22 protein-coding genes are annotated in these 23,586 nt (G+C 41.6%); 13 read left to right on the forward strand and 9 right to left on the reverse strand.

What is annotated here, in order from left to right; all coding sequences use genetic code 11:
• Positions 1 to 72 precede the first annotated feature (72 nt).
• Positions 73 to 1,056, reverse strand: coding sequence for a nuclease-related domain-containing protein (locus ACFS5O_RS04360; protein WP_205724843.1), 984 nt, complete (start codon positions 1,054 to 1,056; stop codon positions 73 to 75).
• A gap of 124 nt (positions 1,057 to 1,180) precedes the next feature.
• Here ACFS5O_RS04360 and ACFS5O_RS04365 point away from each other — a divergent pair, with 124 nt between their 5' ends.
• Entirely contained in the window at positions 1,181 to 1,495 is a 315-nt protein-coding gene (locus ACFS5O_RS04365; RefSeq protein WP_153236776.1) for a hypothetical protein, read from the forward strand.
• 41 nt (positions 1,496 to 1,536) lie between these two features.
• Here the strand turns inward: ACFS5O_RS04365 and ACFS5O_RS04370 are convergent, their stop codons facing one another.
• The 4 genes from ACFS5O_RS04370 to ACFS5O_RS04385 all read right to left on the reverse strand — a co-directional run bounded on the left by ACFS5O_RS04370 (position 1,537) and on the right by ACFS5O_RS04385 (position 7,189).
• Positions 1,537 to 3,201, reverse strand: a complete 1,665-nt coding sequence (locus ACFS5O_RS04370; RefSeq protein WP_205724844.1) for a glycoside hydrolase family 13 protein — start codon at positions 3,199 to 3,201, stop codon at positions 1,537 to 1,539.
• A gap of 285 nt (positions 3,202 to 3,486) precedes the next feature.
• Positions 3,487 to 4,278 (reverse strand): endonuclease/exonuclease/phosphatase family protein, encoded by a 792-nt coding sequence (locus ACFS5O_RS04375; protein WP_205724845.1) that lies wholly within the window; start codon positions 4,276 to 4,278, stop codon positions 3,487 to 3,489.
• Between the two features lie 3 nt (positions 4,279 to 4,281).
• Positions 4,282 to 5,943 carry a PTS transporter subunit IIBC gene (locus ACFS5O_RS04380; protein WP_318300098.1) on the reverse strand — a complete coding sequence of 554 codons (1,662 nt, stop codon included), beginning with the start codon at positions 5,941 to 5,943 and terminating at the stop codon, positions 4,282 to 4,284.
• Between the two features lie 433 nt (positions 5,944 to 6,376).
• On the reverse strand, positions 6,377 to 7,189 hold the full coding sequence (locus ACFS5O_RS04385; protein ID WP_205724847.1) for an aldo/keto reductase: 813 nt from the start codon (positions 7,187 to 7,189) through the stop codon (positions 6,377 to 6,379).
• Positions 7,190 to 7,582: 393 nt separating this feature from the next.
• Here ACFS5O_RS04385 and ACFS5O_RS04390 point away from each other — a divergent pair, with 393 nt between their 5' ends.
• From ACFS5O_RS04390 to ACFS5O_RS04410, 5 genes are all read left to right on the forward strand, one after another.
• The gene (locus ACFS5O_RS04390; RefSeq protein WP_205724848.1) at positions 7,583 to 9,955 is read left to right on the forward strand and encodes a M14 family zinc carboxypeptidase; all 2,373 of its coding nucleotides are present in this window, start codon (positions 7,583 to 7,585) and stop codon (positions 9,953 to 9,955) included.
• A gap of 412 nt (positions 9,956 to 10,367) precedes the next feature.
• Complete coding sequence (locus tag ACFS5O_RS04395; RefSeq protein WP_197132936.1) at positions 10,368 to 10,865, forward strand: PTS sugar transporter subunit IIA; 498 nt, start codon at positions 10,368 to 10,370, stop codon at positions 10,863 to 10,865.
• 58 nt (positions 10,866 to 10,923) lie between these two features.
• Positions 10,924 to 11,880 carry an aminoimidazole riboside kinase gene (locus tag ACFS5O_RS04400; protein WP_205724849.1) on the forward strand — a complete coding sequence of 319 codons (957 nt, stop codon included), beginning with the start codon at positions 10,924 to 10,926 and terminating at the stop codon, positions 11,878 to 11,880.
• 343 nt (positions 11,881 to 12,223) lie between these two features.
• A complete protein-coding gene (locus ACFS5O_RS04405; RefSeq protein ID WP_205724850.1) occupies positions 12,224 to 13,606 on the forward strand; it encodes a glycine--tRNA ligase in 1,383 nt (460 codons plus the stop codon).
• A gap of 322 nt (positions 13,607 to 13,928) precedes the next feature.
• Positions 13,929 to 15,032, forward strand: coding sequence for a M24 family metallopeptidase (locus ACFS5O_RS04410; protein ID WP_205724851.1), 1,104 nt, complete (start codon positions 13,929 to 13,931; stop codon positions 15,030 to 15,032).
• Between the two features lie 242 nt (positions 15,033 to 15,274).
• Here ACFS5O_RS04410 and ACFS5O_RS04415 read toward each other — a convergent pair whose 3' ends face one another.
• Positions 15,275 to 15,718 carry an 8-oxo-dGTP diphosphatase gene (locus ACFS5O_RS04415; protein WP_205725464.1) on the reverse strand — a complete coding sequence of 148 codons (444 nt, stop codon included), beginning with the start codon at positions 15,716 to 15,718 and terminating at the stop codon, positions 15,275 to 15,277.
• A 127-nt stretch (positions 15,719 to 15,845) separates the two neighbouring features.
• Between ACFS5O_RS04415 and ACFS5O_RS04420 the strand changes: the two genes are divergently transcribed.
• The 3 genes from ACFS5O_RS04420 (at position 15,846) to ACFS5O_RS04430 (ending at position 17,776) form a co-directional block, all read left to right on the forward strand.
• Positions 15,846 to 16,448, forward strand: a complete 603-nt coding sequence (locus tag ACFS5O_RS04420; RefSeq protein ID WP_205724852.1) for a TetR/AcrR family transcriptional regulator — start codon at positions 15,846 to 15,848, stop codon at positions 16,446 to 16,448.
• Between the two features lie 66 nt (positions 16,449 to 16,514).
• Complete coding sequence (locus tag ACFS5O_RS04425; protein WP_205724853.1) at positions 16,515 to 17,642, forward strand: MFS transporter; 1,128 nt, start codon at positions 16,515 to 16,517, stop codon at positions 17,640 to 17,642.
• Positions 17,582 to 17,776 (forward strand): hypothetical protein, encoded by a 195-nt coding sequence (locus ACFS5O_RS04430; RefSeq protein WP_205724854.1) that lies wholly within the window; start codon positions 17,582 to 17,584, stop codon positions 17,774 to 17,776. Before ACFS5O_RS04425 ends, ACFS5O_RS04430 begins: the two co-directional genes overlap by 61 nt.
• Positions 17,777 to 17,816: 40 nt before the next feature.
• Here the strand turns inward: ACFS5O_RS04430 and trhA are convergent, their stop codons facing one another.
• Positions 17,817 to 18,455 (reverse strand): PAQR family membrane homeostasis protein TrhA, encoded by a 639-nt coding sequence (trhA, locus tag ACFS5O_RS04435; RefSeq protein ID WP_066399265.1) that lies wholly within the window; start codon positions 18,453 to 18,455, stop codon positions 17,817 to 17,819.
• A 561-nt stretch (positions 18,456 to 19,016) separates the two neighbouring features.
• Between trhA and ACFS5O_RS04440 the strand changes: the two genes are divergently transcribed.
• Positions 19,017 to 19,889 carry a GNAT family N-acetyltransferase gene (locus ACFS5O_RS04440; RefSeq protein ID WP_205724855.1) on the forward strand — a complete coding sequence of 291 codons (873 nt, stop codon included), beginning with the start codon at positions 19,017 to 19,019 and terminating at the stop codon, positions 19,887 to 19,889.
• On the opposite strand, the gene ACFS5O_RS04445 is transcribed toward ACFS5O_RS04440, so the two are convergent.
• Positions 19,890 to 20,357, reverse strand: a complete 468-nt coding sequence (locus tag ACFS5O_RS04445; protein ID WP_205724856.1) for an NUDIX hydrolase — start codon at positions 20,355 to 20,357, stop codon at positions 19,890 to 19,892.
• Positions 20,358 to 20,452: 95 nt separating this feature from the next.
• Between ACFS5O_RS04445 and ACFS5O_RS04450 the strand changes: the two genes are divergently transcribed.
• Complete coding sequence (locus tag ACFS5O_RS04450; protein ID WP_066399259.1) at positions 20,453 to 21,418, forward strand: YbgA family protein; 966 nt, start codon at positions 20,453 to 20,455, stop codon at positions 21,416 to 21,418.
• Here ACFS5O_RS04450 and ACFS5O_RS04455 read toward each other — a convergent pair.
• Positions 21,389 to 22,336, reverse strand: a complete 948-nt coding sequence (locus tag ACFS5O_RS04455; protein WP_205724857.1) for an AEC family transporter — start codon at positions 22,334 to 22,336, stop codon at positions 21,389 to 21,391. The two genes, ACFS5O_RS04450 and ACFS5O_RS04455, sit on opposite strands and share 30 nt — an antisense overlap.
• A gap of 85 nt (positions 22,337 to 22,421) precedes the next feature.
• On the opposite strand from ACFS5O_RS04455, the gene ACFS5O_RS04460 reads away from it, so the two are divergent.
• Together ACFS5O_RS04460 and ACFS5O_RS04465 are read left to right on the forward strand one after the other, a co-directional pair.
• A complete protein-coding gene (locus ACFS5O_RS04460) occupies positions 22,422 to 22,916 on the forward strand; it encodes a Crp/Fnr family transcriptional regulator (protein ID WP_205724858.1) in 495 nt (164 codons plus the stop codon).
• 91 nt (positions 22,917 to 23,007) lie between these two features.
• Entirely contained in the window at positions 23,008 to 23,508 is a 501-nt protein-coding gene (locus ACFS5O_RS04465; RefSeq protein WP_205724859.1) for a hypothetical protein, read from the forward strand.
• Positions 23,509 to 23,586 lie beyond the last annotated feature (78 nt).

Below are 23,586 nucleotides of genomic sequence, written 5' to 3' on the forward strand. Positions count from 1 at the left end.
ACAGTATTTCTCAAAAAGTGGACAGTAAATTAAGTTAACTGGACAGTATTTACTCAAAACTGGACAGTAAATCTAACTTTCTACATCCAACAATGTCCGCAGGTCGTACTTTCTATCTTTAAATGTGCCGGTATACGGTAAGTTCATGGAAACGAGGAGCTTAGAAGCAATTGAGATTGAGTTAACTAATAGAAAATCCCTTGCTTGTTGATTATTGATAGTAGAATGATACAGCATACTGTAATCTTTTAACGCTTTTATGTGCGCTTTCTTGCTAGTGTGACCACATTTTGAGCATCTCCAAGATCCGTGCCCTTTTATCATCTCAAAACCCAAACACCCCTCACATTGCACCCCTTTTATAATCATCTCCTTACTAATCTTATAACGCTCCATTACATCGACATCCCGTGGGGTGTGTTCCTTGATTAATCGCCGGGTGATCTTATTCATTACATCTCCCGAAACTATGACATGTTGTTTATATTTCCGTTGAAGGTGCCGAATACGGTCTAGCAGTTGAACGCTATGAATCACTTTTTTCGATATGCGACTCGACATGTCGTTCGTCTTCAAGACAGATTGGGAATGAGTCATAACCACAAGAGTCTCGATTGGAACTGAGGGAAACTTATTTTTACTCAGCCAATGTTCAAGCTGGTATTTTTGGCGTTCAACTTGTGCGATAGGATCTTGGAAGGGTTCTTCTATACCGTTTTTGGTACGTAATAGTTGATTGAAGGTATGATCGAAGAAAAGGTTTCCGGAGATGTTCTTCACTTCAATAATAAGAATGTACGCGTGGTTAAGGATGAGCGTGTCGATTTGAAAAAAAGTAGATTCATGGGGAATTCGGAGGTCGTGCAGTACGTGGCATTCTTTCTTGTTCGGAAGCATGTTTAAAAAATAGTTGATAGAGTCTTCACCGCGAAAGCCGGCTGTCATCTTACTCAGTTCTATTTCAAGACTCTGTTTAACAAGAGCGTCCTCTAAACGGCTCATCAAGAGCTGGATTTTGTTCATATAAATGGGCTTCAATCTTACCTTTTTTATCATAGCATCACTCCTCACGTTAAAATTCTCCTTTCATCGCGAAAAGTCCTTTTAAAAAAGCTATAGGATTGATTAAAGGATTGGTAGAATGGAGGGAGAGTGATTTGCTGCTGAAGGAGAAGAAATGATGAAAAAAGAACTAAACTGTGATAGCTGTTTGATGCCGATCAAACAAAGAGACGAGTTGCGTACGGTGTGGGCCTTTTTTAAGTTGCGACCGTACCATAGATCGTGTTACGAAAATTCCTTAAGAGGGGCGGGGCTTGTAGGAACTCAGCCGATCAATGGATTTTCAGGAAATTTTACAGCGCTTGTTGCGTTTATTTTAGCGTGGTTACCTCTATTCACGAATATATCGCCTGTTTTAACGATTGTGGGTACGTTGATTGTACTTCTGCGACTGTATTCCTTTATTCGGTTTGAAAAAAGACTGCCACATTAAAAAAGCGTGCTCTCCTTAATCGGATAGCACGCTTTTGTTTGTTACGCTTTCACGCGATATACGCGCGCTTCATAAGATTGTAATGTCACGCTTGTTACATCGTCATGAGCTGCAACTTCTTTATTTGCTAATAACAGATCTTTAGCGTTCAACTTCAATTTCGTTTCGAACTTCGCTTCCGTCTTAGAAAGGTTCGTGATTACAACGATTTTTTCCTCTCCAAGTGTACGAGTGTACGCATAGATCTGCTCATCTTCTTCAAGGATCAGATCATACACACCGTACGTGAAGACTTCGTTCTTTTTCTTTAATGCAATCATTTTCTTATAAAAGCTTAAGATCGAATGCTCGTCTTGTTCTTGCTTCTCGACGTTGATTTCTGTGAAATTTGGATTTACTTTCATCCAAGGCGTACCCGTTGTGAATCCAGCGTTTTCATCACTGTTCCATTGCATCGGAGTACGGCTGTTGTCCCGAGAAGATGCCCAGATCACAGACATGATATCTTCGTGTGAAACGCCTTCTTCGCGCTTGATGCGGTAACGGTTTTTGTCAGCGACATCATCATAGTCTTCGATTGAGTCAAACTGTACGTTCGTCATACCAATCTCCTGACCTTGATAGATGAACGGTGTTCCTTGCATCAAGAAATACATCGCACCGAAGCTTGTTGCACTTTCATACCAAAACTCACCATCATTGCCCCAAGTGGAAACAACGCGAGGCTTGTCATGATTTTCGATGAATAGAGCGTTCCAGCCTTCTTTTTCAAGACCCTTCTGCCAGCGTGTTAACACTTTTTTCAGTTCAACGATATCTACTTCTGGATTTGTTTCCGCATCCCAAAGGCCGAGGTGTTCGAATTGGAAGATCATGTCCATCTTTCCATTTTCTTTTCCTACCCAAAGATCCGCTTCGTCAATCTTAACGCCGTTCGCTTCACCAACCGTCATGACATCATAGTTTGCATACGTGCGGTCTTTGAACTCTTGTAAAAACGTATGAATGCCTTTTTGGTTCATATGCATGTCGAAGGAAGACACGTACTTTTCGTTCTTCGGGTTCGGCATATCAGGGAAGCCATCGCGCTTTTTAATATGACTGATCGCATCGATACGGAAACCGTCGATTCCTTTATCTAACCACCAGTTAACTGTGTCATAAAGAGCTTCACGCACTTCAGGGTTCTCCCAGTTCACATCTGGTTGTTTAGTTGAGAAAACATGGAGGTAATATTGATCTGTTTTTTCGTCATATTGCCATGCAGATCCGGAGAAAATACTTTCCCAGTTGTTTGGCTCTTTGCCGTCTTTACCGTCTCTCCAAATGTACCAATCGCGCTTCGGATTTTCTTTAGATGAACGAGACTCGATGAACCATTGGTGCTCGTCACTCGTATGGTTAAGAACTAGGTCAATGATCAGCTTCATATCACGCTTATGAACTTCTTCCATAAGAAGATCAAAGTCTTCCATCGTTCCAAAGTCGTCCATGATATCTTGATAATCGGAAATGTCGTAACCATTATCGTCATTTGGCGATTTGTACATTGGGCAGATCCAGATCACGTCGATACCAAGGTCTTTAATATAATCTAAGCGTTGAATGATCCCTTTTAGATCGCCGATTCCGTCTCCATTAGAATCTTGGAAGCTGCGAGGGTAAATTTGATAGCCAACGGCTTCTTTCCACCAAACTTTTTCCATAATGTTACCTCCATGTTTTCTCTTTAACAACACGCCAGGGGATACCGCAAAACGGCTCCCCATGGTTTGTTTGATTTTTTATTTCTTTTATAGATTTTGATTCCATGCGGTGTTTTCTAGCACACTTCACTGACAAGTTGATAGTAGTGCAAGGTGCGAGACTCCTGGGGGATCAGCGGGACAGGTGAGACACCTAACAGTGCAAAGCGCTAGGTGGCTCACCGCACGCCCCCCGGAAAGCGAGCACCTGGAACGGAAATCAACCACATTCAAGAACAACAAAGATTATAACTTAACCGTCACAGCCACACCTGCATGATCGGAGACCACTGGTGTTTCTTTTCCGTTAAAACGAACAGATGATTGAACCACATCAACAGGCTTGCTGCTTAAGATATAATCGATTCTGCGGCCAGCCTCATTATCATCCCAGCCAGCAATTGATCCGATAATTGTTAGGCCGTCATCTTTCTCTGCAGCCAGTTCGTACGTATCGTAAAGCCCTTTTTCTTTTACGTAGTCAAAGCCTTCGCCACAAACGTTCGCATCGTTGTTTAAGTCACCCATGATAAAAGAAAGACCTTCTTCAGGAATGTACTGCATCAAACGATCGAACTGACCTTTAAAGGGTTCGATGTCATCTTCCCACCAGCCAAAGTGCCCGGAGAAGAATTGAATATCTTGTCCTTCATAAGAGATGGTTGCTTTTACGATTTTGCGTGTTTTCCAGTTGTGCATATCTTGTAGATCAGAAACAAAAAAGCTTTCATGAGAAGTAATCGGATGGCGGCTGATGATCGCCAATCCTTCTTCGTACGTCACATAGCCATAGTGGGCCATGTCCCATACAAAGTCATAATCTTCAACGCCAAGTTTCTTCAATAGCTCTAAAAGAACAAGGGCATAATTATCTTTTTTGATATTGTCTTTGACAAGAGAAGAGTCGATCGACTGCATGACCTCTTGAAGTGCGATAACATCATAACGCTCGCTCGCGATATCGCGAGCAAGCATCTCTAATTTTTCCATCTGGTTCTCTTCTTGCCAAGCATGAACGTTTAACGTTAATAGCTTCATGAATTACATCCCCAAACGATCTTGAATATCAGATTTTAATACGTCAGCTTTTGGTCCGTAAATCGCTTGAACACCTTTATCTTTGATGATCAGACCTAGTGCGCCGTTCTCTTTCCATTCTTTTTCCGTACCAACACCCGTTGTGTCTTTAACGGTTACACGAAGGCGAGTCATACAAGCGTCAACGTCTTCAATGTTGTCAGCTCCACCTAAAAGCGTGATGATCGCTGAAGCTTGAGAGTTGTCTGATCCTGCTGCTGCTTCGTTTTTAGCAGGTGCAGCATCAGCTTCTGTTGTTTCAATATAGTTACCTGCACGACCTGGAGTAGGCAGGTTGAACTTTTTGATCAATACATAGAAGATCGAGAAGTTTAATCCAAAGAATACGATACACGTTACTGCAAAGTTGATTAAGTCACGTGTTAATCCTGCTTTTACAAGCAATGGTGTACGAGTAAGAAGCTCGATAAAACCAAATGCGTGAACACGTACGTGGATAAGATCCGCTACTGCGAACGCAAGTCCAGTCGTGATCGCATACACTACATAAAGAAGTGGAGCAGCAAACATGAACATGAATTCGATCGGCTCAGTTACACCTGTTAAGAATACAGCTAGAGCTGCAGATAAGAACATAGACTTGTACTTTTTACGCTTGTCTTTATCAACGTTCATGTACATCGCAAGAGCGATCGCTACAAGAGATGCCGTTGAAAGAACAACTTGTCCCATTTTAAAACGAGCTGGTACTACATCATTTAAAAGTGCTTGATACGCTTTTGTATCTCCAGCAGCTAAGAAGTTGTTAAGGTCGTTGATCCAAGCCAACCATAGTGGATCTTGTCCAGCTACAGAAGATCCTGCTCCTGAACCAGTCATGATTTGATACGTTCCGCCGAGCTCCGTATAGTTGATCGGCACCGTTAACATGTGGTGAAGACCAAATGGTAACAATAGTCGCTCTAGTGTACCGAACACGAATGGAGCGATTACTGGAGCCGTATTACGAGATGTTGCAATCCATTTACCAAAGTCATTAAGTAGAGACTGGATAAACGGCCAAATTAAAGCTAGTAGTAAAGCTGTAACCACTGACCATAAAATAACAGCGAATGGTACAAAACGTTTTCCGTTAAAGAATGCTAATGCATTTGGAAGCTTGTTGTAGTTGTAGTACTTGTTGAACAATACAGCCCCTAGGAAACCGGAAATGATTCCGACGAACACTCCCATGTTTAGAGCAGGAGCACCTAGAATAGATGTGAAATAATCACCAACAACGAGTTCGCTGCCAAAAAGTGATTTTACTTTTGCGCCTTCTTCAAGCATCATCGCGCTGTTAACGCCGAAGATCGCTCCTGTGATACGGTTGATCAGAATGAACGCGATTACGGCTGCAAATGCACCACCCGCACGTTCCTTCGCCCAAGATCCACCGATTGCTACCGCAAATAAGATGTGCAGATTTGTAATGATCGCCCATCCGATGTCTTCCATAACACGAGCAATCGTTTGCACTAATGTCATGTCGCCACCGAACATAGCAATAACTTTACCTAGTGATATCATCAAACCGGCAGCTGGCATTACCGCTACTACTACAAGAAGCGCTTTACCTAGCTTTTGCCAGAAATCAAATGAAATGAGTTTTCCACGTTGTTTCAAAACGATTTCCTCCTTAAAGTATATATCTTTCGTTGTCTTTTTGAAATCGCATTCAGTAGATTGCGAAAAAAAGTTGAATCGCTTACATATTTGTATATGCATGTTGGTGCAATCGTTTGCATTAGTGATTGTAAAATAAAACGGTTTCATTTACAAGTCAAAATGATTAAAAAATATATAAAAGTTTTTCCAACAGGTCTTTTTAAGCTTATTTGCGCGGGGAAGCTGTTCAGAATGACGTCGTTTTATTAGTTAGCGGTGATGCTGATTAGGTTTCAGGTGAAAGATGCACCTTTTCAGGTGGATAAGAGCGTTTATAGGTGAAACGAGACACATCTCAGGTGGTTAGTCACGATTTACCGGTGGACGTGTAACAAATTATAAAAACACGTACCGTAAAAACAGAAAAAGCCAGCTCATGCATTGAGCTAGCTTAGTTCCTTGCCAATTGTTTTAAATTCTTTTTTACCGTGTCTATTTTTCGCATACCGATCATCGTTGACAAAATACCCGGTGTTTTTAAAACAAAAGATAACAGCTCATCTACATGTCCGTGTTGATGATCAGTAAGCTTACCACAATCTAATGGAGCACTTGTTGTAACATGAATTCCTAACTCTTCTGCAGCTTGAAGCAGTGTTCTCCATCTACCATACACTTGCTGGTTCAGATCGGTTGCAGCGATCTGATTCGAATGGTTTAACGGAGCTTGTATAAAACGCAGATGATGGGATTTTCCTGCAACAGAATGTGCCATATCCAACACTTTCTCAAGTGAGATGTAACCAGGTGAGTTAGGAGACTCTGCAAAAGCTGACCAGACCGCTAAGCCGTAATAACGAATCAAACCTCTTTCAACTTGTTGTTCATAGAACGAAAATAATTGTTGGAGCTTCTGATAAAAGATTTCTTCACCTAAAACGATTAATGAGACCTCAGGGTTATGAATGTAATGGACGTCGATGTAATCTACATGCATGTGTTTTAAACTTTGCTGGATAGCAAATTCATAAAAAGAAGGCTCCATCACGTGTCTGTGATGGTCGATGATCTGTAAATCAGAGCGCTGAAGAATTTCTTTTTCCACTAAAACTTCCTGCAGGTATTTGTCAGGACGAAGTTGAGCATCAATATCACCTGGTATGATTCCGGCTTTTGTAGACAAGAAAACGTTCTTTCTGTCGATCTGCTCATCCTTACGAACAAGTTTCGATAAAACACTTCCAACATCTCGCTCAGAGCGCATACCTCGATATTGAGTGCTGTATCAATAAAGTTGATGCCGTTTAACAGCGCATATTCTATAGATTGTTGATAGAGAAGTGAATCTTCATCATTCATTTCCCCTAGATGTGTGCCGATGGCTATTCTTGAAACCTCACTTAAATCCATGCATTCCCCCCTCACTCGTTATCCAAATTATAACATTATCTCTCGCTAATTTTTATTGAATCCTTCTTTATAAGAATAAAGAACCATGAATATTTACTCATTTGTATTTCTTTGTATTTTTCGTGGAGGTATCAACTGAAGTCTATTGAATACTAATTCTGGTGTAATAATTTTAAAAAGTAATTGTATTAATATTCATATTTAAGTATAATTATTTTGTTTTTGATAGAGGAAGGGGAGAAACAACATGTTAAAAAAACATTGGGTAGCAGGTGTCATGAGTTTGAGTTTACTGACATCAATGCCATTTGCTGTATCGGCAGAAGCACCACAAAAAAAGTGGACGAATGTTAATAGTTTCGAAGAGGCAGATGGAAGTCCATTTAACTCTGAGCAATATGATTTTGTGAAATATTCAAAGATTGGTTCAGTTTTAAAGAAGATTGAGAGAGAAAGTAAACGTGTAACACTTGAACAAACAGGGGTTTCATCTAAAGGATATCCGATGTACGTGGTCACGATCTCTAATACAGGGGATAAGGGCAAGTATGGACATTATAAGAAACTACGAAAGGAGATGTTCAGAAATCCTCAGAAAGCACAAGATTGGATCGCTGAAAATCCTGATTTTAAAGTACCCGTGATGATCAATGGATCCATCCACGGAACGGAATACATAGGGTCTGATGCTGTTCTTCAGCTGATCGATCGTTTTGCTAATGACAATGACGAAGAAACAAAAGCAATTCTAGACAGCAACATACTTATCTTTAATGTGGTGGCGAATCCGGATGGTCGTGTTGACGGGACTCGTTTTAACGGAAATGGAATCGATCTGAACCGTGACTTCATCACACTTTCGCAAGAGGAAACGAAACAAACCGTTGATCTGATCACAGAGTGGAATCCGATGGTCTTCTTAGATCTTCACGGCTATGTGAACAGTGATGATGGAAAACCTGGGTTGATCGAGCCATGTACACCACCTCATAACCCGAACTATGAATATGATCTGTTCTCTAAATGGGCATTAGATCAAGCGAAAGCGATGGAAGCAGAGATTGTTGGTAATAAGGCAAACTATGAAACAGATCTCTATAAAAATATGACAGGTACTTATATTCCTCAGCGTGATGACAGTGCGGGTTGGGATGATTATCCGCCGATCTTTACACCGATGTACGCAATGTACCACGGGGCATACGGCTACACGTTAGAAGCACCAACAAACAACTGGGATGGTGTGAGATGGGCGAACGATGCAGTCATGGGAGCTTTGAAGTTTGCTGTTCAGAACAAACAAGGAATGCTTACCGATCAAATTGAGATCTTTGAACGTGGCATCAACTTTGATCATCCGTATCACGAGGAAGGATTCTTCCCGAATGCGTATGTACTGCCCGTCGATGAAAAAGATCCAACAGTTACTGAAAAAGCGGTGAACCACCTCATTGAAAATGATATTTCTGTAGAAAAAGCCGTTAAACCTTTTTCAGTAAAAGGACAAACCTATCCGGCTGGCACGTATATCGTAAATATGAGCCAAGCGAAGGCTGGGCTCGCAAACACGATGCTGTGGGATGGTGAGGATATCACGAACGATACGCCTGCGATGTACGACATTTCAGCTTGGAGTCTTCCAGAATTATGGGGCTTTGAAGCGATTGAAGTAGATGAAAAAGTGAATGCGAAAACAAAGCCTGTTAAAGAGGCTGAATATGAAGGATCGATACAAGGGAAGGGGCCGTATGTAATTTCCAACAGCTCTGTCCAAGCGGTAAAGCTAGTGAACGATCTTATGAAAACAGGTGAGCGTGTTTATAAAGACGATGCAGGAAATTTCTATATCGAAAACCTATCATCGATAAATAAAAAACTGGTAAAAGAATCCGGAATCAAGCTGCAAACAGCAAAACTTCCAGCACAAAAAGAAAAGCTATCTACATTGAATGTAGCTGTATTAAAAGATGGTGGCATGAATAAAGCACAAAGTCATGCGGGTACGAAGCTCGCATTAGAACGACTCGGTTTCTCTGTTACAGAAGTGACACCGAAAGAAGTGGCAGAGAAAGGTCTATCTTCTTACGATGCGTTCCTGTATGCCGGAACGGATGCCTTGATTCAATACGAGAATGTAAGAGAAGCGAATAAGCCGTTCGTGATTGGCAGCAAGCAAGCTTATGACAATTTTAAAAATAACGTACAAACATTTATCAATAATGGCGGAAAATACATTTCGGTAGGCGCTGGTGGTGCTAAAGCTTCAAGTCAGCTTGGATTAACAACGATAAAAGTATATACGGGCGGCTCCAACAGCAACGGAATTGTCAATGTGAACTATGAAAAAGATGAAGTGACAGCTGGCTATAAAGAGGCAGATCTCGGATTTGTTTATCGACCAGTTTGGTTTACGGAGTTAGGAAACTCAAAAGCTATCGCCACGTTAGGAGAAGGTGACTTTTTTGTTGCGGGACACTGGAAAAATAATCAACAAGCAGCTGGCCAAGCCGTGATTGTGGAAGAAGCACAAAAAGACGTTACGTTGATCGGACTCGAAGCAGGATTCCGTGATCACACGGATTATCTGTTCCGCTTATTGTCCAACGCGCTATATCAGTAATAGAGCCTTTCTCGTTGACAACCAGATAAGCACTGCATTACTTTTATAGGGAAAGTTTACCCTGTTTAATAGGACCTGAAGAGCATTGAACTTGTTTCTTGCTCTTTGGTCTTTCTTTGTATTTAGTCAGAATGAAATTTTTGTTGGGGCTATTTTAGTCATCTTTGACAAATTGATTGTAGTGTAAGATGCGAGACTCCTGTGGGACAGGCGGGCAGGTGAGACACTTAAAAGTAAAACGTACGAATGTGGCTCACCGCCTGCCCCACGGAAAGCGAGCATCTGAAACGGAAATCAACAACTTACAAGAAACTACTCCAGAAAAATGCCCAAATAGAGCTGGAATGTTTTAAAGCGTTCAGACAGGTGTAAATTATAAAAGTAAAGCAAACTGAAAGGTGAGTGAAAAATTATGTTCAATAAACTATTTGGAAAAAAAGAAGTTAAAAAAGAAGAAACACTAATCGCTCCATTAACAGGAAAAATCGTAAACATTGAAGAGGTGCCAGATCCGACGTTCGCTCAGAAGATGATGGGCGATGGGATTGCGATAGAACCAACAGAAGGTGTTGTAGTCTCTCCAGTTGATGGAGAAATCGTTCAGTTCTTCCACACAAAGCATGCGATCGGCATTCAATCAGAAGCTGGCGCAGAAATCCTTATTCATGTTGGTCTTGAAACGGTTAGCATGAACGGTGAAGGTTTCGAGGGTCATGTGAACGTTGGAGATAAAGTAAAAGCGGGAGACAAGCTTTTAAGCTTTGACCTGGACTTGATTAAAGAAAAAGCGGCTAGCACGGTGACACCAATCGTGATCACAAACGGTGATGCGGTAGAATCTTTAGACAAGCGTGCAGCGTCTGAAGCGACAAAAGGTGAAACGTCATTATTGCAGGTTAAAATGAAATAAATCAGGAAATCAGGCTAACCATGCCTGATTTTTTTCCAATAAAAAGGGGGAGGCTACGATGAAAAAAGGCGTCATTTCTTTAGGAGAAGCACTTGTTGATTTTATTCCAACGGATGAAACGAACACAACATACCAGAAAAGTCCTGGTGGAGCACCTGCCAATGTAGCAGTTGGAGTTGCTCGATTAGGGTCAGCGTCTACTTTTTTAGGAAAAGTTGGGGACGATGTTCTAGGATCGTTCATGATCGATACTTTAAAGAGCTATGGCGTAAATGCGTTTCATGTGTACAAGACGGAAGAAGTGAGAACAGGCGCTGTCTTTGTAACGCTTGATCAGAACGGTGAGAGATCGTTCGACTTTTATATCAACCCGAGCGCAGACCGCTTCTTAGAAGAAAAGGATGTACAGCCTAGTCTCTTTAAAGAGCATAAGATTCTTCATTTTGGTTCGATCTCTTTAATCGGTGAGCCTTCTAAAAGCGCTACTGAAAAAGCGGTAAGACTCGCAAAAGAGAACGGCATGTGGGTTTCGTACGATCCGAACTTGCGGTTGTCGCTCTGGAAGACACCTGCACAAGCGCGTGAGACGATTCTCTCGATGCTGCAGCACGCTGACATTGTTAAGATCTCTGAAGAAGAGCTTGAATTTATCACAGGTTTAAAAAAGGTCGAAGAAGGCATTAAAGTGCTGCAAGAATATGATATTCCCTTACTGTTCATCACACTCGGCGATGACGGGAGTTACGTGGTCACGAAAGAGGGTGGAGAGTATATCCCGGCAAAGCGTGTCTCTTCGGTAGATACGACCGGAGCAGGAGACGCTTATGTTGCGGGAGTTCTGCATCAACTGAATGAATATGAGGGCTCACTTCATGACCTGACACTTGATGAAGCGAGCGATATGGCGTTGTTCGGAAGCGTTTCTGGAGCACTTGCAGTTTCTGTTAAAGGAGCAATGACCGCACTGCCTACTTTAGAGCAAATTGAAAAAGAGCTTGCACAAAATAAACAATAACTGCATATAATAGGAAAATCTTTTGACTAATGTTTTTGTTTTTTGGTAATATTATTTTATTATAAAAGATGATATGCAGCTGTGAAGGATGAATAGTAGCTAAATGTACACTCTTTTTAGCGAGCTGGGGATGGTGAGAGCCCGGTAAGAGACATTAGTGAAACGGCAATCCGGAGTTGCTTTTTGAAAAGAGGATTCGTTCTTTACATACGGATCAACTAGGGTGGAACCGCGGGAGATACAACTCTCGTCCCTGGGCATAGCGCCTTGGGACGGGAGTTTTTTATTTTTTTTAAAAAAAACGGCCGACCCATAAGGCAAAACCTAAATGGGAGGAATAACAATGACAAAAAACATGGAAACCATCACAAATCATGCGAAACACCGCGGTTTTGTATTTCCGGGATCTGAAATTTACGGAGGTCTTGCAAACACGTGGGATTACGGCCCGCTAGGTGTTGAGTTGAAAAACAACGTAAAAAAAGCTTGGTGGAAAAAGTTCGTCCAAGAATCACCTTACAACGTAGGTCTTGATGCAGCGATCCTGATGAACCCTCGTACGTGGGAAGCATCTGGCCACATCGGAAACTTCAACGATCCGATGATGGACTGTAAGAACTGTAAAGCGCGTCACCGTGCTGATAAATTGATTGAAGACGCTGCTGATCAAGATGGAAAAGAAATTATCGTAGACGGTCTTCCTTTCGAGAAGATGGAAGAGTTAGTGAAAGAATACAACATCGCTTGTCCTGAGTGCGGAAGCCATGACTTCACAAGCATCCGTCAGTTCAACTTAATGTTCAAAACACACCAAGGTGTGACGGAATCAAGTTCAAACGAAATCTACATGCGTCCAGAAACAGCGCAAGGAATCTTCGTTAACTTTAAAAATGTTCAACGTACGATGCGTAAAAAATTACCGTTCGGTATCGCGCAGATCGGTAAGAGCTTCCGTAACGAGATCACACCTGGTAACTTCACGTTCCGTACACGTGAGTTCGAACAGATGGAGCTTGAGTTCTTCTGTAAGCCAGGAAGTGAGATCGAATGGTTCAACTATTGGAAAGATACAGCTGAAAACTGGCTGAAATCATTGGGTATGGCGTCAGAAAACCTTCGTCTTCGCGACCATAACGAAGATGAGCTTTCTCACTACTCCAATGCAACAACTGACTTTGAATACAAGTTCCCGTTCGGTTGGGGAGAGCTTTGGGGTGTTGCATCTCGTACGGATTTCGATTTGAAGCGTCATATGGAATTCTCAGGTGAAGATTTCAACTATATCGATCAAGAAACAAACGAGCGTTATGTTCCTTATTGCATCGAGCCATCTCTAGGTGCTGACCGCGTAACGTTGGCGTTCTTGATTGATGCGTACGAAGATGAGCAGCTTGAAGATGGTACTTCAAGAACGGTTATGCACCTGCACCCTGCACTAGCTCCTTATAAAGCAGCGATCTTGCCACTATCTAAGAAGCTATCTGAAGAAGCAACAGAAGTGTTTAGCTCACTTGCGAAAGATTTCAATGTGGACTATGACGAAACAGGATCGATCGGTAAACGTTACCGTCGTCAAGATGAAGTTGGTACACCTTTCTGTATCACGTATGACTTTGATTCCAAAGAAGACGGCATGGTAACCGTACGTGACCGTGACACGATGGAACAAACGCGCGTGAAGATTGCAGATCTTAAAAGCTTTATTGAGGAAAAAGTTCAGTTTTAATTCTTTGAAAGAAGCAATGTTGCTTTTGGTTAAAACTCACAAAAGGCATCATTAGCAAGTTGATTGGAGTGCAAGGTGCGAGACTCCTAGGGGATCAGCGGGACAGGTGAGACACCTAACAGCGCAGAGCGCTAGGTGGCTCACCGCACGCCCCCCGGAAAGCGAGCACCTGAAACGGAAATCAACCTCTTTCAAGCTTTAAAATTTTAAGCACACATTTGCGTCTTGCGATGTGTGCTTCTGTTTTTTCGCAGGAGTTTATTCTACAATAGAGTATGAGAGATTAATTTATAGCCCTCGGGCTTTTATTGGAGGTATATACATGAACGAAGGACGTATTCAAAAGGTACAGAACTGGTTAAAGCAAGAAGGGCATACTTTCGCGTTCATTCACACGACAGCAAACGTGTTCTATCTATCAGGATTGTATTCGGATCCGCATGAACGTGTGTTGGGTGTAGCTGTACTTGCAGAAGGAGAGCCATTCATGATCTGTCCAGGCATGGAGCGTTCGCAAGCTAAAGACGCGGGCTGGACGTATGAGATTGTTGGATACAGCGATTCTGAAGATCCTTGGGCGAAGGTACAAGAAGCTTTAGCTACCCGTGGAGTAACTGCAGCATCAACGATTGCCGTTGAAAAAGAAACACTTCCATACGCACGTGGCGAAAAGCTACTTGGTATGTTTGATGGTGCGAACTTGGTCGGAGCTGAAGAGTTGATGAACGAGCTTCGTCTCATAAAAGAAGAAAGCGAGTTAAAGACGTTGCGTGAAGCAGCTAGACTTGCTGACTATGGGGTTGAAGTTGGAGTTGCAGCACTTCGTGAGGGTGTAACAGAGATGGAAGTACTTGCGAAAATCGAATACGAATTGAAGCAAAAAGGCATAAGTGCGATGTCGTTTTCTACAATGGTACTATTCGGTGAAAAAGCGGGACAGCCTCATGGTAAACCAGGCTTGAGAAAACTTCAGCACGGCGACTTTGTTTTATTCGATCTAGGAGTAGTCCTTGACGGTTATTGTTCGGACATCACGCGTACAGTAGCGTTTGGCGATCTGAATGAAAAGCGCCGCGAGATTTATGATACTGTGCTTCAGGCACAATTAAAGGCGTTAGCAGCTTCTAAGCCAGGAACACGTATCGGTGACCTTGACGTGATCGCGCGAAAACACATCACGGAAGCAGGATACGGAGATCACTTCCCGCATCGCATCGGACACGGCCTTGGAATCGATGTACATGAATTCCCGTCCGTGAGTGACAACAACGATGGCGTGCTTCGTGAAGGAATGACGTATACGATCGAGCCAGGCATCTATGTTGATGATGTCGGCGGTGTACGTATTGAAGATGACGTCTATGTAACGGCAGATGGGCACGAAACACTGACGAAATATCCAAAAGAGCTGCAGATTATTAAATAAAAGTAGATAAATAATGAAGGATGGCACTTGTGGGAGCCATCCTTTTCTTTTTTGTAGTCGAAGAAAGTAGCCAGATAGTCACTTTGGTAGGTGCTTAGAGGTGCAATCCACAAGTTTTGCCTTTGAATCCACGAAAAATGACGTTCAATCCACGAGTTTTGTTCCTCAATCCACATATTTGAGGATTATATCCACGAGTCTACAAACTTAGACAATTATCGACAAACGGTTACCCGTATTCTCTAAGTTTTTATCACTGAAATTCCAATCTGCTTATTTTTATGATCATCCCACACTCTTTGTATCTCAAACGTACCTTCCTCAAAGAATAACGGAAACCTCTCTTTAAACCAGTCTTGCATGGGAAGATCTAATGCATAACTTATAGGCACCCACAAAAGTTCTCCCTCTGGTGGATCTAACAAAAGTTCACCTTCAAAAGTATTCGTCCAATAGTTGAACACCATATATCTCACATTCTTTTGTGGGTTTACATACTCATCGATTCCTTTAAAAACTAAATTTGAGACATGTAATCCTGTTTCTTCTTTAACTTCACGACAAGCACCATCTACTAAGGTTTCAGGAAAATCCACTTTTCCGCCAGGAGCTAAAAAACCTGGAAAGCCAAGAATGTCTGGCCGCTTAATCAACAGCACTTTCTCTCCGTTCTGAACCATGCACATCGTATAAAGTCGGTGTTCAATAGATATCGTCACACATCATCCTCCACAAAATCATTTTACTTATTTTAACATATACTCTATAATAATGATTGATTAACCAATCATCCATAAAAAGGAGATTATTCAATTGCCTTTATCACATAAACAAATGAAAGCGATGGAACAAAAGCGTGAAAAGATTTTAGAGCAGGCGATCTTGTTATTTGCAGAGCAAGGGTATGAGAGCACCACCATTGCAAAAGTGGCAAAAGCCGCAGGTGTTAGTTTTGGAAGTGTATTTACGTACTTTGAAAATAAGGATCAGCTTTTTTATCATGCTGTAACAGAGCCTTTAGAAAAACAATACAGAGAAGCGATGTTAGATTTTAATCCAAATGCTGAAGATCTTTTGACTGAGATTAAAAGCATGATAGATAAACATATTACGATTTTTATCGAGATGCGTACATATCTGCAGCTGGTCGTGCAAGTGATCGGACAGCATACGAAGTTTCCTGAACCGTTTAAAGTTCTGGACGAATTTAGTCTGACGTTTATTTTAAAACTTCAAAAGATCATACGAAATGGTCAAAAAAGCGGAGTTCTAGAAGAATCTGATGAAGACTTAACAGCAACAGCATATCTCGGCTTTCTATTAGGAATTCGATTAACGTTTACAGACTATGCCGTATCTCGCGTAAGAGAAAAGTTTAAGATTCCAGCTTTCCAACTGTTATATCCGAAACGCTAAAAGGTGTTTCGGTTACTTTTTATCTTAACAACGATTGATTAATCAATCGTAAAAGGAGAGGGAAATATGAATTTCTTTTCGTTTCATCGCAACATCCAGCTAAGGTTAGTGCTCCAATTTATTACGACTTTTGCTTCTTCAGCCGTAATCCCATTTCTAGCTATCTTTTTTTCTAATCAGGTAGGGGCTTTTTCCACGGGTTTGATGTATATCGGAGTCATTCTATCCGGAATATTGGGAGCGTTATTGGGCGGGAAGCGTTCCGATCAATTCGGAAGAAAGAGAATTATCTTACTAAGTGAGAGCATGATTGGTCTCGGTTACTTGATTGCTGGAGCTCTCAATCTGATCTTTCCTCTTTCAGCATATATGAACTTTGTACTGTTCATCGTTATTCTCTTTTTTACAGGTATGGCTGGACCTGCGTATGGCGCAATCATTATTGATTCAAGTACGAAGGAAAACAGAAAGACCATTTATACGATATCCTATTGGCTTAGTAATTTAGCGGTTGCTGCAGGGGGAATAACAGGGGCTATCCTTTTTAAGACCTATCCATATGAATTATTCTTAGGAATCGCATTGGTTACATTTTTCACGTGGGTGGTGAGTTGGTTATGGCTTGAGGATGTGCGGTTGCCGAGCGCTGTGAATCAGGATAACAACGTATCTAAAAGCTTGCAGGGAAGCTATAAAGACATTTTTTTGAACCGGAAATTTATCCTATTTACGGTAGCAGGGTTGTTTCTTATCACTTTAGAAGAGAGTCTGACCACATATATCGGTGTAAAACTCGTAAGCGATATGAAGGACCCGGTTGCGTTACTGCCTTTTACATCACTAATTGAAGTAGATGGATTTCAGTTGATCGGTTTACTGAAAGCGGAGAACACCCTCTTAGTTGTCGTCTTGAGTCTAGTAATAGCCACTATATTTAAGCGTTTCAAAGACCGTTCTTTAATGCTTGGAGGAGGATTTGCATACGCTTTAGGTTTTGTGGTGATCAGCTATAGCACGAGTCCCATTGTTTTAATCATAGCTATGTTTATTGCGTCTGTTGGTGAACTGATTCATATCCTGCTAAACAAGCTTATGTTGCCTCGATCATACCGGATGATGCTAGAGGCTCCTACATGGCGATCTACGGACTATCGTTTCATGTGTCTGGAATGGTCGCCGCACTATTCGTCATGATGAGCGGAATCCTTTCAGCCAATACGATCACCTTGCTGTTTAGTTTGATGGGTCTTACTAGTTTGATCATTTATCACTTTCTATTTCGATCTGAAGAGTCTGCAGAGACGAAGGCTGTTAAAACTACAGCATAAAAAAGAAGCAGAACATTTTCTGCTTCTTTCAAAAAATATTTTAGTTAGGCAACACATAAAACATCATGAGAAAATGCATCACACTGCCGGCTAGAACAAATAAGTGCCAAACGGCGTGGTGGAACGGGAAGCTGCGCCATACATAAAAGATGCTGCCGAGCGTGTAGATGATTCCACCTGCCACTAAGAGCTGGATACCTGCTGGTGGCATGTTTGCTGAAATATCTTGAAAGGCAAATGTGATCAGCCATCCCATTGCTACATAACCTAATGTTGATAATACGACGAACTTTTTCGTAAAAAAGACTTTGAACACGACTCCAAATATCGCGAGTCCCCAAACGACTCCAAATAACGTCCAGCCAAGTGCTCCGCCTACAACGATTAGCACGATTGGGGTGTACGTTCCTGCAATAAAGAGATAGATGGCCGCGTGATCCATGATCTCAAATAAATCTTTAACCCGTCCTTTAGGAAAAGCGTGTACGAGGGTTGAAGCTGAATAAAGCGTCAGCATCGTTCCTCCGAATACGGCGAAGCTAACAATATGAACCGCTGTTCCTTTCCATACGGCAAACACGAGCAGAATGGAAGTAACCGCTACACTAAGAAGGACACCGAGTCCGTGTGTGATGGCATTTGCTATCTCTTCGCGTTTTGAAAATACATGTGTACTCATTTCGTTCACCTTCCTTTACGTTATGGTCAGTATATCAGAAAATGACATCCTTTAACCAATTAAAGAACATAAAAAAATGTAAATACATAGTTGCCTTTGAAAGTAGTTGATTTCCGCTCCAGGTTGCGCGCTTTCCATGGGGCGACCGGTGAGCCTCCTGCCACTTCGCGCCATTAGGAGTCTCCACCAGTCCGCTCGTCCCATAGGAGTCGGCAACCTTCCGCTACAATCAACTTGCATAGGGAGAGAAAATGAAAAGATCCTCAATATTTTTTAGGGTTAAAAGCAAGGACTCTGAAACGTATATCAATTCCTTTTAAGAAGTTTTCCTTCTTCGACTTTTGATTGTAGTGGAAGATGCGAGACTCCTGCGGGACAGGTAGGCAAGTGAGACACTTATACGTGAAACGTACGAATGTGGCTCACCGCCTGCCCCGCGGAAAGCGAGCATCTGTAACGGAAATCAACTCATTCAAAAATCTCTAAAAAGAAGGAATCTTTCTTAAGGGAGAGGAAATAGATAAGATTACAGACTTAATAGATAAAGAGAGGGTCACGATCATGGAGGTAACTCGTTATTCGTCTATAACAGCGTTTTATAGGGAAGTAGAAGAATTCTTATTGTGTCAGGAGGATCGGGCAGGGATCATGCTTGGCAACTGCCTGCGTTTCCAAGACAAAGTATGGGAGGGCGAGCAGCCTTTTTTAGCTACTGTTAAACAGAATGGAAGAATCATGCTATCAGCCATGCTTATTCCGCCTTATGCGTTATTACTTTTAGAAAAAGAGGAATCAGATGGTGTTGCAGCTGTGCCGCATTTGGTTCATTATTTGATCGATGAAGATTATTATGTACAAAAAGTAATGTCGCCGAAAGCTGTTGGAAAGGTGTTTGCACAAGAGTGGACGACCGCTCATCATCTAGAAGAGAAATTGCTGATGGATCTGCGTCTCTATACACTGCCTTCTGTTATACAGCCTGCAGCCCGAACCGGCCATTTAAGACAGGCAACAAAAGCTGACTTATCTTTCTTGCCTCACTGGATCGTAGAAATGACGGAAGAAACGAAGCAAATTATGACGATGACTGAAGCAAAAGAGTATGCAAAAGTCCGTGTGGAGAGCAAATTCCTTTTCATATGGGAAAAGGATGGCAAGCCGGTTTCAATGGCAGCTAAGACCCGACCGAATATTAAAGGTGTTTCGATCAATTTGGTTTATACACCTAAGAATCTTAGAGGTAAAGGATATGCGAGCGCTTGTGTTGCTGCACTAAGCGATTACCTGTTGAGTGAAGGATTTTCGTTCTGCACCCTTTATACGGATCTCTCAAATCCTACTTCAAATAAAATCTATCAAAATATCGGTTATGAGCCGGTATGCGATTATATTGAACTAAAATTTAACGAAAAAAGAACAGAGCGACCGGCTTAATTACCGGTAAGCTTTGTTCTGATTCTTCATCTCTATATAGTTCGTTATGTATGTTCGTGCACCGCCTAACGTGTCTTTAGGAAGCTGATCAGGTTTAAAATATTGAAAATCATGTGATTCATCGTGATCAATGGTCAGTTCGCCACTTACAGAATGAGCCGTATACACTGCGGTCACGGCATATAGTTCATCACCGTTTGCATTCTTTATATAATGATCTTGGCCCGAATAGACATGAAGCTGGGTCAAGCCCTCAACATCGAGTCCTGTTTCTTCTTTTACTTCACGAATCGCCGTTTCTTCAAAACTTTCACCAAGCTCCATCAGGCCACCAGGTAATCCCCATCCGCCATCGGTCCGATGTTGTAATAATATTTCATCCTTTTCATTCACAATAATAACAACAGAACCAGGTAAGATGAGTGGTGCGGTTCCTACATATTTCCGAAGATCTTCATAGTAAGCCATCAAATCGCTCCTTCCTAACCAACATTTTACAGAAATTATGTTAATAATTCATCTAAAAGTGGAACACTGATAAAAAGATCGAGGGGAGTTTTGGAATGGAAGCCTTCGCTAGACCACGTGTAGTTGTAAGTAAGTGTCTTGAATTTGAAGCATGCCGCTATAACGGTGATGTCATATATAATGATGTGATCAAAAAACTGATGGACTATGTAGATTTTGTTCCGGTATGTCCAGAAGTAGAAATCGGGCTAGGAACGCCACGAGAAACGATTCGTATAGTGAAAAAGGGTGAGGATCATTTTCTTCTTCAGCCATCAACGCAACGTGATGTCACGAACGAAATGCGTACATTTTCAGATGGTTATCTGGCTGGAATCATTGATACAGATGGGTTTATTCTGAAGACGCGTTCTCCTTCTTGTGGGTTAAAAGAAGTGAAGGTGTATGCCTCTACTGAAAAAGGTCCTGCGATTGGGCATTCGAGCGGGTTGTTTGGCGGCAGAGTTGCTGAACTATATTCACATTTAGCGATTGAAGAAGAAGGAAGGTTAAATAACTTTACGATTCGTGATCGTTTTTATACGAAGCTTTTTACGCTCGCTGCTTTTAGAAACATACTGCCGCAGGGGCTTCAAGCGATTAAAAGCTTTCATGAGAAAAATCAGTTTCTGTTTATGGCCTATAGCAACCCAACGTTAAAAGTGATGAACCGGATCTTGAAAAAAGAACAAGAAAATGGAGAAGAACGAACGATACAACTATATGCAAAAGCCATGAACAAGCTGTTTAATCGTACGGCAAGAAGCGATTCTAACCGGAAAGTGGCGTACGAGATATTCAAACGGTTTCAGCCGCATCTTTCAGTAAAAGAAATTGCCTTTTTTGAAGAGCTTCTTCAAAAGTACGCAAACAAAAAAGAACCCTTTTCTAGTGTGGCTACGATTTTGAAGTCGTACGCGATCCGTTTTGAAGACAGTGAGATTCTTGGTCAGACGTTCTTTGCACCGTACCCCGAGATTCTGCTTGAGATCTCAGACTCCGGTAAAGGAAGAGATTATTAACACGAGTGCATATAACAGTGGGATGGTTAGACAGGAAAGAATTGTACTTAACATAACACCCGCTGCAGCAAAAGAGGCGTCCTCTCCATAACGCTCTGCATACATCGAGATGGTAGGAGCAGAAGGCATGCCAGCTGTTAGAACGGCTACGACTACAAGTTCCAGTGGTAAGGAAAAGAAAATATAAGGAATTAATAGAATCGGAAACAGAAGAAGCTTGTAAAAACTCGCTAGCCATAAGTGTGATTTTTTAAAAAAACTAATTAAATGGTTAAAAGGCAATCCGCCTAGAAGAACACCGATCAATAACATAGAAAGCGGAACGGTAGGTTTTCCTAGCATTTCTAATGTGTTCGATAAAGCATGTGGAAGGGTACCTGGCAGAAGCAAAAGAATGAAGCCAATCAGTGTTGAAATAACGCCAGGGTTTAAAAAGACACTTCGCCACGGCAAAACTTTGGAATGACGAGCAAAGAGATAAATACCATACGTCCAAATCCACAGCAAATAAACAAAATTAAAGAATGTTGCAAAAAGCACTCCTGTTTTTCCGAATAATATAAAACAGACTGCGATGCCTAGAAAACCTTGATTCCCAAAAATCATGATTCCTTCTAAGGCATTTTTCTGTGTGTTTTTTATCGTTAGCCGCTTTACGGTCCACCAAGAAAAGAGTGAGGAAATCATTAATACGATTGCAGACATCATAGAAAGCAAACCGAACTGTTTAAGATTTTCAATGGAAAAGGAAACATCCATTCCGAAGATGATCAATGCAGGTAACGTTACATTTAATAAAAGTGCTGAAAGAGTACGTTCACTACCAGATGGTAAGATCTCTTTCTTTCGAAGGATATAACCGATAAGAGCAATGCTGTACAATAGGGTTAATTCTTGCATAAACGAAGCAAGTTTCATAGATCTTCATCCTCCTTACCTACAAGCATATGGAGGATGTGTAGAATAGGTGATACATACGATACACGCAAGGGGAGGACGATACATGCTGATGGCAAAAGGTGAGATTCTATTCAGGCAAGGAGAGGAAGGTCCATTATTTCGGTTAGATAGCGGCTTATTAAAGATTGTTCGTGTTCATGAAGATGGAAGCCAGGTTTTGTTGAATTTAATTATTCCAGGCGAAGTGATTCCGCATCATTCATTGACGAGTCCGAACGAGTATAACGGAACGGCTATAGCACTGTTACCGTGTGAGATCACGCGGATCGAACCGCAGCAATGGTATCGGTCACTTGAAAAAGACCCATCCAAGTATAAAGAAGTCGCATTATTGCTGGAATCGAAATTAAGAATGATGCAGCAGCGCATCAATCAGATGTCTACTTTGACGCCAGAAGGAAAGATTAGAAAGCTTCAAAACTGGTTCGCCAATTATTTTCCGGATATCCAGATTGAAAAAGTGCTGACTCAAGAAGAGATCGGGCAGTTTGTTGGTCTAAGACGAGAGACGGTCAACCGTGCACTCAAAAAGTTATGATGAAATGTCAAAGAATTTACATACATATGAACGTAAGATTTACGCTCCTTTAACAAATGATACCTGTATAAAAGTTAAAGGAGTGAGTGTGATGAAAAAGTTTATTCCTCTTGCACTGGCGTTTTCCGTTCTAACGAGTGGTGCGGTTACAGTGTCGGCTGCCAACCAAGAAAAGATCCAAGTGGAGGCACATAAGAGAGGTCAACACTTTAAGCAGATGAAAAATTTTGAGGAGCAGGTTCACAAAGCGAACGCTCTTAAGATCGAACGATTAGAGATCCAAAAAGAGATCGTTAAAAAGAAAGACCAGCTTTTCGACCTGCACGTAAAGGCTGGAGAAAAGAATGTAAAAGAAAAACGAAGCTCACATAAAGCCGGCTGGCAGGAGATGAATCAGATTCATCAGGAGTTAAGAACTCTGCAAAGCCAAGCACATGAAACGAAAAAAGCGATGCACGATGCTTTCCGAGCAAATAATGAGAAGCTTGCATTAGAGAAGATGAACCAGTGGTTGAGTCTCAATGAAAAGATCAATAACAAGCTTAATGAAAAATCAGCAAAGTTGGATGAAGTATTGGCTAAACATAAATAAATTACAAAAAGCATGGAAGTTTTGGACTTCTATGCTTTTTTATTGTTAGATGGTAATAAGAAAAATAACCATGGGGGG

This window comes from Fictibacillus nanhaiensis, assembly GCF_042686385.1.
Lineage (GTDB): Bacteria > Bacillota > Bacilli > Bacillales > Fictibacillaceae > Fictibacillus > Fictibacillus nanhaiensis.

Excerpts from the sequence above, each read along its gene's own strand:
- ACFS5O_RS04360 (WP_205724843.1), bottom strand. The coding sequence starts at position 1,056 with ATGATAAAAAAGGTAAGATTGAAGCCCATTTATATGAACAAAATCCAG.
- ACFS5O_RS04365 (WP_153236776.1), top strand. The coding sequence starts at position 1,181 with ATGAAAAAAGAACTAAACTGTGATAGCTGTTTGATGCCGATCAAACAA.
- ACFS5O_RS04370 (WP_205724844.1), bottom strand. The coding sequence starts at position 3,201 with ATGGAAAAAGTTTGGTGGAAAGAAGCCGTTGGCTATCAAATTTACCCT.
- ACFS5O_RS04375 (WP_205724845.1), bottom strand. The coding sequence starts at position 4,278 with ATGAAGCTATTAACGTTAAACGTTCATGCTTGGCAAGAAGAGAACCAG.
- ACFS5O_RS04385 (WP_205724847.1), bottom strand. The coding sequence starts at position 7,189 with ATGCGCTCTGAGCGAGATGTTGGAAGTGTTTTATCGAAACTTGTTCGT.
- ACFS5O_RS04390 (WP_205724848.1), top strand. The coding sequence starts at position 7,583 with ATGTTAAAAAAACATTGGGTAGCAGGTGTCATGAGTTTGAGTTTACTG.
- ACFS5O_RS04395 (WP_197132936.1), top strand. The coding sequence starts at position 10,368 with ATGTTCAATAAACTATTTGGAAAAAAAGAAGTTAAAAAAGAAGAAACA.
- ACFS5O_RS04400 (WP_205724849.1), top strand. The coding sequence starts at position 10,924 with ATGAAAAAAGGCGTCATTTCTTTAGGAGAAGCACTTGTTGATTTTATT.
- ACFS5O_RS04405 (WP_205724850.1), top strand. The coding sequence starts at position 12,224 with ATGACAAAAAACATGGAAACCATCACAAATCATGCGAAACACCGCGGT.
- ACFS5O_RS04410 (WP_205724851.1), top strand. The coding sequence starts at position 13,929 with ATGAACGAAGGACGTATTCAAAAGGTACAGAACTGGTTAAAGCAAGAA.
- ACFS5O_RS04415 (WP_205725464.1), bottom strand. The coding sequence starts at position 15,718 with ATGTGCATGGTTCAGAACGGAGAGAAAGTGCTGTTGATTAAGCGGCCA.
- ACFS5O_RS04425 (WP_205724853.1), top strand. The coding sequence starts at position 16,515 with ATGAATTTCTTTTCGTTTCATCGCAACATCCAGCTAAGGTTAGTGCTC.
- ACFS5O_RS04430 (WP_205724854.1), top strand. The coding sequence starts at position 17,582 with ATGGCGATCTACGGACTATCGTTTCATGTGTCTGGAATGGTCGCCGCA.
- trhA (WP_066399265.1), bottom strand. The coding sequence starts at position 18,455 with ATGAGTACACATGTATTTTCAAAACGCGAAGAGATAGCAAATGCCATC.
- ACFS5O_RS04440 (WP_205724855.1), top strand. The coding sequence starts at position 19,017 with ATGGAGGTAACTCGTTATTCGTCTATAACAGCGTTTTATAGGGAAGTA.
- ACFS5O_RS04445 (WP_205724856.1), bottom strand. The coding sequence starts at position 20,357 with ATGGCTTACTATGAAGATCTTCGGAAATATGTAGGAACCGCACCACTC.
- ACFS5O_RS04450 (WP_066399259.1), top strand. The coding sequence starts at position 20,453 with ATGGAAGCCTTCGCTAGACCACGTGTAGTTGTAAGTAAGTGTCTTGAA.
- ACFS5O_RS04455 (WP_205724857.1), bottom strand. The coding sequence starts at position 22,336 with ATGAAACTTGCTTCGTTTATGCAAGAATTAACCCTATTGTACAGCATT.
- ACFS5O_RS04460 (WP_205724858.1), top strand. The coding sequence starts at position 22,422 with ATGCTGATGGCAAAAGGTGAGATTCTATTCAGGCAAGGAGAGGAAGGT.
- ACFS5O_RS04465 (WP_205724859.1), top strand. The coding sequence starts at position 23,008 with ATGAAAAAGTTTATTCCTCTTGCACTGGCGTTTTCCGTTCTAACGAGT.